Below are 12,278 nucleotides of genomic sequence, written 5' to 3' on the forward strand. Positions count from 1 at the left end.
CTTCCTAGTCCTTGTTTAGTGTTCGAAGCGCTGCCTGATAGGTTTGCTCCATTAGCATGGTAATCGTCATAGGGCCAACTCCACCCGGTACAGGTGTGATGTGGCTGGCAAGTGGTGCAACAGCATCATAATCAACATCTCCACAAAGCTTGCCATTTTCATCTCGGTTCATCCCAACGTCAATGACAACCGCTCCTGGTTTGACAAAGTCAGCAGTCACAAACTTAGCGCGACCGATAGCAACCACTAGAATATCTGCCTTAGCAGCCACCTTGGCAAGATGATGGGTGCGTGAGTGGGTCAAGGTCACAGTCGCATTTTTAGCCAAAAGAAGCTGAGCCATGGGTTTTCCAACAATATTTGAACGACCGATGACAACCGCATTTTTACCTTCCAAGTCAATCCCATACTCATGAAACATCTCCATAATTCCTGCAGGTGTTGAAGGAATCATAACTGGATGACCAGACCAGAGGCGACCCATGTTTAGGGGATGGAAACCATCCACGTCTTTTTCGGGGTCAATGGCTAATAAAACTGCCTCTTCGTCAATATGTTTTGGCAAAGGTAACTGGACTAAAATCCCATGCCAAGCTGGATCTTGATTGTATTTGGAAATCAAGTCTAACAATTCCGCTTGGGTAATGGTCTCTGGAACTCGCACTACTTCACTACGGAAACCAGCAGCCCGGGCTGAACGTTCCTTGTTACGGACGTAGACTTGGCTGGCTGGATTATCTCCAACCAAAATCACCACCAAGCCTGGAACTAAACCTGTTTCTTCTTTTAGTTTGGCCGTCTTTTCAGTCAACTGTCCTTGTAACTTAGCCGCAAGAGCCTTCCCATCAATAATCTGTGCCATATCTCTTCTCTTTTCTATCAGATATCCCCTATTATAACAAAAAATACCTTGTCATTCTAACATTTCTTGACTAATAGAGCTTATAGTTTGAAACTATAAGAAAAAGCTCTTGTCGAGCTTTTAGCGCCTATTTATATAGGCAAATCTGTCATGCTTTCTTTTTAACTTTTGGAGCCGGTAAGACTTCATACATATCCTTGATTAGTTTCGCTAGAAATGACTTATCTTCAAGGTCGTCTAGTAAAATCATCTCCTTAGCTCCTTCATAAGGACGTTCAAACCTAGTCTGTCCCAGTTGATCCATGACCAGCTTCACAGGCTTCAGTAACAGACGATTATCATAGATTCCCCCAATAATATTCCCACGATAATAAAGGATATACTCTCCCATCATTGGACGATAACTCATCTCCTCTAGCTCTGATAGCTGTTCAAGAACAAAATCTAAATATTCTTTACTGGAAGCCATGATGCCTACTCCATTTCTTCTAAAAATGAGGTCTTACAAAATCTTACTCAAAAATTCCTTGGTCCGTTGTTCTTTTGTTTGATCGAAAATTTCCTCAGGCGTTCCATCTTCGACAACAACTCCATCTGCCATAAAGATAACACGGTCTGCTACCTCACGCGCAAAGCCCATTTCATGCGTCACAATCACCATAGTCATCCCTGATTTAGCGAGGTCTTGCATCACAGCTAGGACTTCTCCAACCATCTCAGGGTCTAGAGCTGAAGTCGGCTCATCAAAGAGCAAAACATCTGGTTCCATAGCAAGTCCACGTGCAATGGCAATCCGTTGTTGCTGACCACCTGACAAACTCTGTGGATAGGCCGTTGCCTTATCTGGCAAACCAACTTTTTCTAACAGTTCCTGTGCTCTTTTCTCCGCAACTTCCTTGCTTTCACCTTTAGTTTTGATCGGGGACAAAGTAATATTTTCCATAACCGTCATATTAGGAAAGAGGTTGAATTGTTGGAATACCATGCCCATCTTTTCACGCATAGCAAAAAGATCATTTTTCTTATCTGTGATATCAACTCCTTCAAAGATAACCTTACCTTTACTTGCTTCTTCAAGTAGATTCATCGAACGAAGGAGAGTTGATTTCCCGCTCCCTGACGGACCAATAATGACCACAACTTCTCCACGTTTAATCTCAAGGTTGATGCCTTTTAAAACTTCATTTTTCCCAAAAGACTTATGTAGTTCTTCAATTTTAATCAAGGTTTCTGTCATTATTTCTTGTCTCCTTGTCCAATATGTTTTTCAAATGCTTTCAACGCCACTGTCAAAACAGAGGTCATAATCAAATAGTAAAAGGCTGCAAATAAAAGAGGAGTCAGCGGTAAATAAGTTGTTGTTGCTACTGTCGTTGCACCATTCCACAACTCCATAACCCCAATCGCAGACAAGAGGGAACTATCCTTGATAATGGTGATAAATTCATTTCCCAGAGCTGGAAGAATATTTTTGATAGCTTGTGGCAAAATGACATAACGCATGGCATTTTTCGGACGAATACCTAAAGAATATGCGGCCTCTAACTGCCCTTTAGGAACCGCATTGATCCCAGCACGAACAGTTTCTGAAACGTAAGCTCCACTATTCATAGAAATAATCAGAATACCAGGAATCAAACGAGAAAGATCAACTCCTAAAATTCCCACTTGGATAGTCGGAGCATTGATATGCATAAGAGCAAAGGCAATCATTATTTGAACCATCATCGGCGTCCCACGGAAGATCCAAACATACACATTTGCAAACCAAACGAGCGGTTTAAAGCGTGAACGTTGGGCAAAGGCCAGTAACACACCTATAATGGTCCCTAAGCAGACAACAAGGATAGAAATCAATACGGTAATCAGAGCACCATAGTTAAAATATGGTAAATACTTTGGTAAAAAAGAAAAATTCATATTCAATCAACTTTCTATGTATTATATTGTATGATTATAACATGAATTGAATTAAAATTCAATCTTTTTTCCCTAATTTTAACAATTAACTTGATAGAATGGAGAAATAGAGAGAAATCACAGTTTTTTTCTAGTCAACTACCTCTTGTTTATGGTAAAATAGAAACGATAAGAAATGGAGGAGAATCAAAATGGAATCACATTTGGTTAGAATCATTAACCGCCTAGAAGCAATGACAAAAGATGGTGGAAATCTAAAACGTAATTTTGAACGTGAAGGTGTTGTTGTCGCAGAAGTTGCATACAGCCACGACGAAGAAAATGGATCACTCTTCACCCTTCGCGATGTAGAAGCTCGTGAAACTTATACCTTTGATAGCATTGATTTGATTGCAATGGAGATCTACGAACTCCTTTACTAATATAAAAACAACGGGCAGTAAGGCCCGATAAATGAGAATCCTTTTTGTCACCACAAATGGGATTTTTTCTTACCTTCAATGTCGCTGGATTCTCCATGAATCCCTCTTTTAAAAACGACCACTTCCCAATCTTTTTACTTGCTTTACACCTTAATCATGCTATAATGAGAGTATAAAACTTTGACTATTCTTGACCTTTTTCTTAGACCAAGAATAAGAATGAAATGAGGTAGATGTATGCTCTGTCAAAACTGTAAAATAAACGACTCAACAATTCATCTGTATACCAATATCAATGGACAGCAAAAGCAAATTGATCTCTGTCAAAATTGCTATAAAATTATCAAAACAGATCCAAATAATACCCTCTTTAAAGGAATGACTGACTTAAATAATCATGACTTTGATCCTTTCGGCGACTTTTTCAATGATTTGAACAATTTCAAACCTTCTTCTAATAACGTCCCTCCAACTCAATCTGGTGGGGGATATGGAGGAAATGGTGGTTATGGACCTCAAAACCGAGGCCCGCTTCAAACACCTCCTAGCCAAGAAAAAGGACTCCTAGAGGAATATGGTATCAATATTACTGAGATTGCTCGTCGGGGAGATATTGACCCTGTTATCGGTCGAGATGAGGAGATTATCCGCGTTATCGAAATCCTCAACCGTCGAACCAAGAACAATCCTGTCCTCATCGGAGAACCGGGTGTTGGTAAAACAGCCGTTGTGGAAGGTCTAGCTCAGAAGATTGTCGATGGCGATGTTCCCCATAAACTTCAAGGCAAGCAGGTCATCCGTCTGGATGTGGTCAGTCTAGTCCAAGGAACAGGGATTCGAGGCCAATTTGAAGAACGTATGCAAAAACTCATGGAAGAAATCCGCAAACGTGAGGACATCATCCTCTTTATCGATGAAATCCATGAAATTGTTGGTGCAGGATCTGCTGGCGATGGCAATATGGATGCAGGAAATATCCTCAAACCAGCCCTTGCCCGTGGTGAATTGCAAATGGTCGGAGCCACTACTCTCAATGAATACCGCATCATTGAAAAAGATGCTGCCCTAGAGCGTCGTATGCAGCCCGTCAAGGTAGATGAACCAACTGTTGAAGAAACCATTATCATCCTCAAAGGGGTTCAAAAGAAATACGAAGACTACCATCACGTCAAGTATACTGATGCGGCTATAGAAGCTGCTGCAAATCTATCCAATCGCTATATCCAAGACCGCTTCTTGCCAGACAAGGCTATTGACCTGTTGGATGAAGCTGGTTCTAAGATGAATCTGACACTGAACTTTGTTGATCCTAAAGTGATTGATCAGCGCTTGATTGAGGCTGAAAATCTCAAGGCTCAAGCTACACGAGAGGAAGATTTTGAAAAGGCTGCTTATTTCCGCGATCAGATTGCCAAGTACAAGGAAATGCAGAAAAACAAGGTGACCGATCAGGATACTCCAATCATCAGCGAGAAAACAATCGAACATATCATTGAGCAGAAAACCAATATCCCTGTTGGAGAACTCAAAGAAAAAGAACAGTCTCAGCTTATCCATCTAGCAGACGACCTCAAGGCCCATGTTATAGGTCAAGATGAAGCTGTCGATAAGATTGCCAAAGCCATCCGTCGTAATCGTGTTGGACTTGGAACTCCTAACCGGCCAATCGGAAGCTTCCTCTTTGTCGGACCAACTGGTGTCGGTAAGACAGAACTCTCTAAACAACTAGCCATTGAGCTCTTTGGCTCTGCTGACAGCATGATTCGCTTTGATATGAGTGAATACATGGAAAAACACAGTGTGGCTAAATTAGTCGGTGCCCCTCCAGGTTATGTTGGCTATGATGAAGCTGGTCAGTTAACGGAAAAAGTTCGTCGCAATCCTTACTCACTCATCCTTCTCGATGAGGTCGAGAAAGCCCACCCAGATGTCATGCACATGTTCCTTCAAGTCTTGGACGATGGTCGTTTGACTGATGGGCAAGGACGCACAGTTAGCTTTAAGGATGCTATCATTATCATGACCTCAAATGCGGGTACTGGTAAGGCCGAAGCCAGCGTTGGTTTTGGAGCTGCTCGTGAAGGACGTACCAACTCTGTTCTCGGTGAACTCGGTAACTTCTTTAGTCCAGAGTTTATGAACCGTTTTGACGGCATCATCGAATTTAAACCTCTCAGCAAGGACAACCTTCTCCAAATCGTCGAACTCATGCTAGCGGATGTCAATAAACGCCTCTCTAGCAACAATATCCACCTCGATGTGACAGACAAGGTCAAGGAAAAGTTGGTTGACTTAGGTTATGATCCAAAAATGGGGGCACGCCCACTCCGCCGTACCATTCAAGACCATATCGAGGATGCCATAACAGACTTCTACCTTGAAAATCCAAGTGAAAAAGACCTCAAGGCAGTTATGACAAGCAATGGCAATATTCAAATCAAATCTGCCAAAAAAACTGAGAAAACAGAAGAGATTGCTTCTGAAATAGAAGAATAAATCTATATAACAAGTGCAGAAAGTCTATCATTTTCTGCACCTTTTTTACTAAAATAAATGTAAAACCTTGACAGCTTGCCCCTCGTCCATTATGATAATAATAAAGACACTAGAGAATGAGGAAAAAGCAATGGCAAACCCAACTTATGGTGATAAAAAAGAGAATGTGACCTACCAGCCCCGCTATGGTGTGTACGCAGTTATTCCGGATGCGGAGAAAAAACAAATTGTCTTAGTTCAAGCTCCCAATGGTGCTTGGTTCTTGCCAGGTGGAGAGATTGAAGCAGGCGAAGATCATCAAGAAGCACTGAAGAGAGAACTAATCGAAGAACTTGGCTTTACAGCTGAGATTGGAACCTATTATGGACAAGCTGATGAGTATTTCTACTCTCGCCACCGTGATACCTACTACTACAATCCAGCGTATCTCTATGAAGCTATTTCTTTCAAAGAAGCACAAAAACCATTGGAAGATTTCAATCATATTGCTTGGTTCCCTATTGATGAAGCAATTGAAAAACTCAAACGTGGTAGCCATAAATGGGGAATTGAAGCTTGGAAAATCCAGCATGGAATTGGCTAAAATACACGATTTTATCCAAAAAGTGCTATAATAGAATTAGAAAATCGGAGGAACTGTTATGAAGCTTATCAACACGACTAATTCACACTCGCAACTTGTTAAAAGCCAATTAGAAAGCACAGACGCAACTCTTGTCGAGGTCTATTCTGCTGGAAACACAGATGTAGTTTTCACGCAAGCCCCGCTTCACTATGAAATCCTCATTTCCAACAAACACCGTGCTATTCGTGAACCTGAAATCGAAACTATCCAAGACTTCTTCTTAAAACGTAAAATCGACAAAGGAAGCATTGATGAAGCCAATATCAAGACGCTTTATTCAGATAAATTGATTGAGATTTCAATCCCTATAAAATAAGAAGACCAGCCAAAAGCTGGTTTTCTTTTGCAAAAAAGATTGGCAGTGCACAGCTACCAATCTTTTAGTTTTATTTCACAGCTTCTTTTAATGCATCTACCTTATCCAAACGTTCCCATGGAAGGTCAATATCTGTACGTCCCATGTGTCCATAAGCCGCTGTTTGACGGTAAATTGGACGTTTGAGATCCAGCATTTGAATAATTCCTGCAGGGCGAAGGTCAAAGATTTGACGCGCTGCTTTTTCAAGCTTGCTTTCAGCTACTGTTCCTGTACCAAAAGTATCGATACGAACAGAAACAGGTTGCGCCACCCCGATAGCATAAGCCAATTGCACTTCTGCCTTCTTAGCAAGACCTGCTGCAACGATGTTCTTGGCAATGTAGCGAGCTGCATAAGAGGCTGAACGGTCCACTTTCGTCGCATCCTTACCAGAGAAGGCACCACCACCATGACGAGAGTAGCCACCATAGGTATCCACGATAATCTTACGACCAGTCAAACCTGAGTCCCCTTGAGGTCCACCGATTACAAAGCGACCAGTTGGATTGATGAAGAATTTGGTTTGCTCATCCAAGTAAGAAGCTGGGATCACCTCTTTGATAACCTTGTTAATCACATCATTGTGAATTTGTTCATTGCTAACTTCTGGATCGTGCTGAGTTGAAATAACGACTGTGTCCACACGTACCGGACGGTCATTTTCATCATACTCAACTGTTACTTGTGATTTGGCATCAGGACGAAGATAGCTAATTTCACCAGACTTACGAAGTTCTGCCAAACGACGAACCAACTTGTGACTAAGTGAGATTGGCAATGGCATGAGTTCTTCTGTCTCATCCACTGCAAACCCAAACATAAGACCTTGGTCACCAGCACCAATCAAGTCCAGCGGATCTTGATCTACATTCCCACGAACCTCCAAGGCTTCGTTAACACCTTGGGCGATATCTGGTGACTGCTCAACAAGTGACGGATGAACTCCCACCGTCTCTGCAGAAAAACCATACTCTGTATTGGTATAACCAATCTCTGCAATGGTATCACGAACCACTCGGTTAATATCTACATAAGCATGTGTAGAAATTTCACCAAAAACATGGACCGAACCTGTGTATACAGCTGTCTCGGCAGCAACGTGCGCCTCAGGATCTTTAGCTAAAATAGCATCCAAAATCGCATCTGAAATTTGGTCTGCAATCTTATCCGGATGCCCCTCAGATACAGATTCAGACGTGAATAATTTACGTTCTGACATAAAAATGTCCCCCCTTAAAAAATATTGTTATAGAGTTACAAAGTACTGATAGGTATTTCTATAGTCTAAGAGTTACGACGCGAAAGAAATAAAAACGATGTTTTTTTATTTCTGAAGCTAGTAAGGCGCATAGGGTGACCGCGTTATAGCGGCAACCGTAGAAGGACGAGCGACTTTGGAGCCGTCATTCTTTGCGAGTTACAAAGTACTGATAGAAAATTCTACCATCTTATCGGGACTATATAACCTTATCATTATACCACTTTTTACTTTTTTTTGCAGTATTTTCTCGAAATCGAAAAAAGAACCTTACGGCTCTTTTCTCATCATAAAAATTCGGCTTGTACTCCATAATACAGAAGATTATACCTATGCTAATCTGCATACTTTGTTTACAAACTACCTATTTTTTTATCACAATGTTCTTACAAACAATCTTCCAGTTAGGCTTACTGTTCCTTAGACTTTCTATTGCTTACAGTTAAGCCAAGTCCAGCCATTAGGAGGCCAAGTCCTACAATACCATAGTTCGCTGTATCATTACTTCCTGTATCAGGGAGTTTCGCCACTTCTTTTTTATAAGCTGTAGCTACTGGAACTGTGGTAGTTGGAGTCGCACTTCCTGTCTGAGCAACAGGTAGTGTTGTACGACGTTCTAGGTAAAATTGGTAATTATCTTTCGTTACCTTGTAATTGTGTCCTTCAGTCACAGTTTCAACAATCCATGTAGTTGCATCCTTAGTTAAAGAATCAGCCAAGTTACGATTAATATTCATTAATCGACCTTCAGATACAAAATCTTTATAGCTAATATCGGTCCCTGTCGAAGTTGCAACAATTCTTTCGATTTTTGCGGCTTTCAAAGACGCAAGAGTATTCGCCATCGTTGGAATTGAAGGATCCTCCTTCATTGGAGCATCTGTCAACAATACGACAAACTTTTTATTTTTAGGTGACTTAGACCAGTCGTAGGTTGAAACAATTTGTGTAAGAGTAGGTGTAGATGTTTCAGGGAAGTCTCCACCATGTGCAAGCTTAATGCCTGCTAAGGCTTTTTCAAGCTCAGCTGGGTCAGAGGTAAAATAAGATTCATTAAATTTTGTTAAAATTGTACCCTCATCTGCTAATCCACCTATACGTCCATATACTTCATCACTAAAGGTAGCTAATCCAAAACGTGCTGCTACTCCATCTTTAGCAAGATTTCTTGCAAACTCATTGATATTGTTACGGACAGTGTCAATAGTTCGAGACATAGATGCTGAACGGTCAACAACAAAAACGATATCGGCAGAGTTAGATTTTGAAATCGTTCTTGTCGCTTTCTTGATTTCGACTGTAGTTGTTTTATCAACACGTTCATATTGGGTATAAGAATTTCCATCTTCATCTTTCCCACTCACTGTACTCTCAGTTGTTTCAGTCTTTGGAGCAGGAAGTTCTTCACTTTTTACAGGTGCCACTTCTGTCTTTGTGACTTCAACTGTTGCAGTTTCTTCATGAATCTTTTGATCACCTTCTTGGCGTTCTTTCACGTCAATAGGTGAAACCTTCTTAGAAACATCAACAAGTTCTCCAGGTTTTGCATCTGATTGGTTAACGACTGGTTTCGCCTCATCAGCTTTAATTTCTGCTACAGCAGCTTCGACTGCCGATTTATTTGCTTCGGTTTTCTTTACTGTTTCAGCTGAAGTAGATGCCGGTTGTGTTGTTTCATCTGCAGACACTTGTCCGACCTGAGCAAAAGCAAACAAAATTGCTACAGAAGCCAACCCAACTTTCATTTTACGGAATGAAAAACGTTGTTGTTTCATAAATGATTTATCCATAGAAGTCCCCTTTTCTTTTCACGGATCAAATGATATAATCCGATTGTTTTATAGTATGATAACACAATTTTGTATAGTTTTCAATTTTTTTCCTTATGATTTCAATAAAATATTGCTCTAAAAAAGGTTTTAAAGCAATTACTGTTTTATAAATCAAATTATTTAAAATATATAATTATTATCTCCTTTGAATATTTCCGGAAATAAAAACTCAGTAGAATCACCTGATTCTACTGAGTTTTTAAAATGTTTGGCGTTTAGCTTTACGCTCTGCACGGCCACGTGCGCGATTTTCAGCACGCTTGGTTTTGCGGCGTTTTTCATCCACCGCCCATTGAATCTTCTTCTTATAGCCTGGTTTGACTTTTTTCTTTTTCTTTTTGACCAAGCCAATCATTTCAATATCAAGCTTATCCTGCTTCTTTTCACGGTTGGCACGACGATCACGGTCATAGGTATCTTGAAACTCTCCGTCTTTGACCATCTTAGGAGTAAACTTGATTCCTAATTTCTCCAACTCACGGATATCCGAGTCATCGCTTGGCTGGTAAAGGGTAATAGCTGTACCAGGCAGTCCGTTGCGCCCAGTCCGTCCAACACGGTGAACAAAGAAGGACAAGTCTTGCGGAATGGCATCATTGATAACATGGCTGACCCCTTCAATGTCAATTCCACGCGCTGCCAAGTCCGTTGCGACAATGTACTCAAAATCCAGATTTTTCACCTGATTCATGATCCGCTTGCGTTCACGAGGAGCAATATCCCCATGAATCTTAGCTACCTTCAAACCTTGAGCTGTTAAGTATGTATGCAATTCATCTGCACGCGTTTTGGTATTAACAAAAATCATGGCTAGATATGGTTGCATGGCTTGCGTCAACTCATAAATCTGAGCATTCTTATCTCGTCCCTTGGTCGAAATCAACCAGTTATCAATCGTATCTGAGATGACTGTTTTTGTCTTGATTTTTTCCATGACAGGATTTGACAAGTATTTTTTCAAGAACGGTTGTAATTTTTGTGGAATAGTTGCTGAAAAGACCATGAATTGCAAGTCTTTTGGAAGGCTACCTGCAATCTTATCGACTGTTTCCAAGAATCCCATATCCAAGGTCATATCGGCTTCATCGACAACAAAGGTCTTAGCCTTGTGAATAGCCAAATCACCAGATTTGACCAAGTCATAGATGCGACCTGGCGTTCCGATAACGATATGTGGTTGGTTGCTGGCAAGTTTTTCAATCTGACGTGCCTTATCCGTACCACCCACATAATTAACCACACGAACTTCGACATCTGAGTGAGCTGCAATCTGACGAGCTGCTTGGTAGATTTGAGTGGCCAACTCACGACTTGGTGCAGTGATGACTGCTTGCACACTATCGCTAGTTTCATCTAATTGCTGGAAAATCGGTAACAAGAAAGTATGAGTCTTTCCTGAACCTGTTTTTGACTCGCCCACCAAATCACGACCTGCCAGTACAATAGGGATTAATTTTTCTTGTACCTCTGTTGGAGTTGAGAATTTCAACTCCTCCAAGGCTTCTGCTATATAATTTTTAAATTGAAATTTCTTAAATGACATACTATCCTCGATTCTATCCTTTCAATTATACCATATTTTGTCCTATTGCAGTAGTCCCATTTGAGTCTCAGTTCTGTAGTAAAGATTCAAGTAGCTTAAAAGGTTGGAACCTCTGATTCCAACCTCTTTCATTATTTCCAGGTCAATACAGCATTCAAACCATAATGATCACTGACTTGTGGACTATTTTGTCCATCAAAAACTACTTGTAAACTCTCTACTTCTAACTCTTTAGTCGTAAAGACGTAGTCGATTCGTAGTGGTTCAGTGTTGCCTTTCCAACCATCAATTTCTGGTGGAACGGTATAGCTACCACTTCTTTCTTTTGCAACTTCAAACGCGTCTTGTAATCCTAATGGACTAGCTAAAATCGCTTGATAGCCTTCCTGACCAGCTGGATTATTAAAATCACCTGCTAAAATCAGAGGTTTATTCAACTCTTTTAGTACAGCCTCAAACCGTGCCCACTCTTCTTGGAAACCTTTATCCCACCAAGAGAGATGAACGCTTGCAAGAGCAAGTTCCTTGCCTTCAACTTCTGTCTCAACCAAGGCAACGCGACGAGTATGGTAGTCCGTTGGATCATCTACATCTGATACTAAAATCTCACGCGCCTTAATAGGTGTTTTGGATAAGATAGCTACACCTTCATGGTAGCGGTCATAGCCAATATGATTGTAAGCCCAAGTCCAGTAGTAGTTTTTACCTTTCTCAGCCAATTTTTCAACCAGGAGTTGGACATAGTGATCCTGATGAATGGGTTCTGCTGATGGTAAAGCTTGATAGTGATTATTAACCTCTACCTCAGGCGAGGTCATTTCTTGATTAATTTCTTGGAAACAAATCAAATCATAGTCCTTCTCGAGAATGTCTTGGAGTAAGATTTGGAATTTTTCCTCTGCTTCCTTCTCCATCCAACTGTGAGTATTGAGTGTTAGAAATTTCATGCTTTTCTCCTAAAA

At 40.8% G+C, this 12,278-nt stretch carries 12 protein-coding genes; 4 read left to right on the plus strand and 8 right to left on the minus strand.

Going from position 1 to position 12,278, the window contains the following annotated elements:
* Positions 1-4: 4 nt before the first annotated feature.
* From B7714_RS07535 to B7714_RS07550, 4 genes are all read right to left on the minus strand, one after another.
* Positions 5-862 carry a bifunctional methylenetetrahydrofolate dehydrogenase/methenyltetrahydrofolate cyclohydrolase gene (locus B7714_RS07535; protein ID WP_084860134.1) on the minus strand — a complete coding sequence of 286 codons (858 nt, stop codon included), beginning with the start codon at positions 860-862 and terminating at the stop codon, positions 5-7.
* Between the two features lie 148 nt (positions 863-1,010).
* Positions 1,011-1,331: a TfoX/Sxy family protein gene (locus B7714_RS07540; protein WP_084860135.1), complete on the minus strand. Its 321-nt coding sequence runs from the start codon at positions 1,329-1,331 to the stop codon at positions 1,011-1,013.
* Between the two features lie 33 nt (positions 1,332-1,364).
* Positions 1,365-2,099: an amino acid ABC transporter ATP-binding protein gene (locus B7714_RS07545; protein WP_084860136.1), complete on the minus strand. Its 735-nt coding sequence runs from the start codon at positions 2,097-2,099 to the stop codon at positions 1,365-1,367.
* Entirely contained in the window at positions 2,099-2,782 is a 684-nt protein-coding gene (locus B7714_RS07550; RefSeq protein ID WP_001011622.1) for an amino acid ABC transporter permease, read from the minus strand. Before B7714_RS07550 ends, B7714_RS07545 begins: the two co-directional genes overlap by 1 nt.
* Before the next feature lie 191 nt (positions 2,783-2,973).
* Here B7714_RS07550 and B7714_RS07555 point away from each other — a divergent pair, with 191 nt between their 5' ends.
* The 4 genes from B7714_RS07555 (at position 2,974) to B7714_RS07570 (ending at position 6,641) form a co-directional block, all read left to right on the plus strand.
* Positions 2,974-3,204 (plus strand): DUF1797 family protein, encoded by a 231-nt coding sequence (locus tag B7714_RS07555; protein WP_000443577.1) that lies wholly within the window; start codon positions 2,974-2,976, stop codon positions 3,202-3,204.
* 237 nt (positions 3,205-3,441) lie between these two features.
* Complete coding sequence (locus B7714_RS07560; RefSeq protein ID WP_049478870.1) at positions 3,442-5,700, plus strand: ATP-dependent Clp protease ATP-binding subunit; 2,259 nt, start codon at positions 3,442-3,444, stop codon at positions 5,698-5,700.
* A gap of 130 nt (positions 5,701-5,830) precedes the next feature.
* Complete coding sequence (locus B7714_RS07565; RefSeq protein WP_049478869.1) at positions 5,831-6,283, plus strand: NUDIX hydrolase; 453 nt, start codon at positions 5,831-5,833, stop codon at positions 6,281-6,283.
* A 58-nt stretch (positions 6,284-6,341) separates the two neighbouring features.
* Complete coding sequence (locus B7714_RS07570) at positions 6,342-6,641, plus strand: DUF1827 family protein (RefSeq protein WP_000767205.1); 300 nt, start codon at positions 6,342-6,344, stop codon at positions 6,639-6,641.
* Positions 6,642-6,711: 70 nt separating this feature from the next.
* Here B7714_RS07570 and metK read toward each other — a convergent pair whose 3' ends face one another.
* The 4 genes from metK to B7714_RS07595 all read right to left on the minus strand — a co-directional run bounded on the left by metK (position 6,712) and on the right by B7714_RS07595 (position 12,263).
* Positions 6,712-7,902, minus strand: a complete 1,191-nt coding sequence (gene metK, locus B7714_RS07575; RefSeq protein WP_049478868.1) for a methionine adenosyltransferase — start codon at positions 7,900-7,902, stop codon at positions 6,712-6,714.
* A gap of 449 nt (positions 7,903-8,351) precedes the next feature.
* The gene (locus B7714_RS07585; protein ID WP_000361432.1) at positions 8,352-9,731 is read right to left on the minus strand and encodes a VWA domain-containing protein; all 1,380 of its coding nucleotides are present in this window, start codon (positions 9,729-9,731) and stop codon (positions 8,352-8,354) included.
* 241 nt (positions 9,732-9,972) lie between these two features.
* Complete coding sequence (locus B7714_RS07590) at positions 9,973-11,316, minus strand: DEAD/DEAH box helicase (RefSeq protein WP_002874391.1); 1,344 nt, start codon at positions 11,314-11,316, stop codon at positions 9,973-9,975.
* A gap of 131 nt (positions 11,317-11,447) precedes the next feature.
* A complete protein-coding gene (locus B7714_RS07595; RefSeq protein WP_084860137.1) occupies positions 11,448-12,263 on the minus strand; it encodes an endonuclease/exonuclease/phosphatase family protein in 816 nt (271 codons plus the stop codon).
* Positions 12,264-12,278 lie beyond the last annotated feature (15 nt).

Source organism: Streptococcus oralis subsp. oralis, from assembly GCF_002096595.1.
In the GTDB taxonomy this organism is placed as follows: Bacteria; Bacillota; Bacilli; order Lactobacillales; family Streptococcaceae; genus Streptococcus; species Streptococcus oralis_D.

Bases quoted from the DNA above. Each gene is read 5' to 3' on its own strand.
- B7714_RS07535 (WP_084860134.1), bottom strand. From the start codon at position 862: ATGGCACAGATTATTGATGGGAAGGCTCTTGCGGCTAAGTTACAAGGA.
- B7714_RS07540 (WP_084860135.1), bottom strand. From the start codon at position 1,331: ATGGCTTCCAGTAAAGAATATTTAGATTTTGTTCTTGAACAGCTATCA.
- B7714_RS07545 (WP_084860136.1), bottom strand. From the start codon at position 2,099: ATGACAGAAACCTTGATTAAAATTGAAGAACTACATAAGTCTTTTGGG.
- B7714_RS07550 (WP_001011622.1), bottom strand. From the start codon at position 2,782: ATGAATTTTTCTTTTTTACCAAAGTATTTACCATATTTTAACTATGGT.
- B7714_RS07555 (WP_000443577.1), top strand. From the start codon at position 2,974: ATGGAATCACATTTGGTTAGAATCATTAACCGCCTAGAAGCAATGACA.
- B7714_RS07560 (WP_049478870.1), top strand. From the start codon at position 3,442: ATGCTCTGTCAAAACTGTAAAATAAACGACTCAACAATTCATCTGTAT.
- B7714_RS07565 (WP_049478869.1), top strand. From the start codon at position 5,831: ATGGCAAACCCAACTTATGGTGATAAAAAAGAGAATGTGACCTACCAG.
- B7714_RS07570 (WP_000767205.1), top strand. From the start codon at position 6,342: ATGAAGCTTATCAACACGACTAATTCACACTCGCAACTTGTTAAAAGC.
- metK (WP_049478868.1), bottom strand. From the start codon at position 7,902: ATGTCAGAACGTAAATTATTCACGTCTGAATCTGTATCTGAGGGGCAT.
- B7714_RS07585 (WP_000361432.1), bottom strand. From the start codon at position 9,731: ATGGATAAATCATTTATGAAACAACAACGTTTTTCATTCCGTAAAATG.
- B7714_RS07590 (WP_002874391.1), bottom strand. From the start codon at position 11,316: ATGTCATTTAAGAAATTTCAATTTAAAAATTATATAGCAGAAGCCTTG.
- B7714_RS07595 (WP_084860137.1), bottom strand. From the start codon at position 12,263: ATGAAATTTCTAACACTCAATACTCACAGTTGGATGGAGAAGGAAGCA.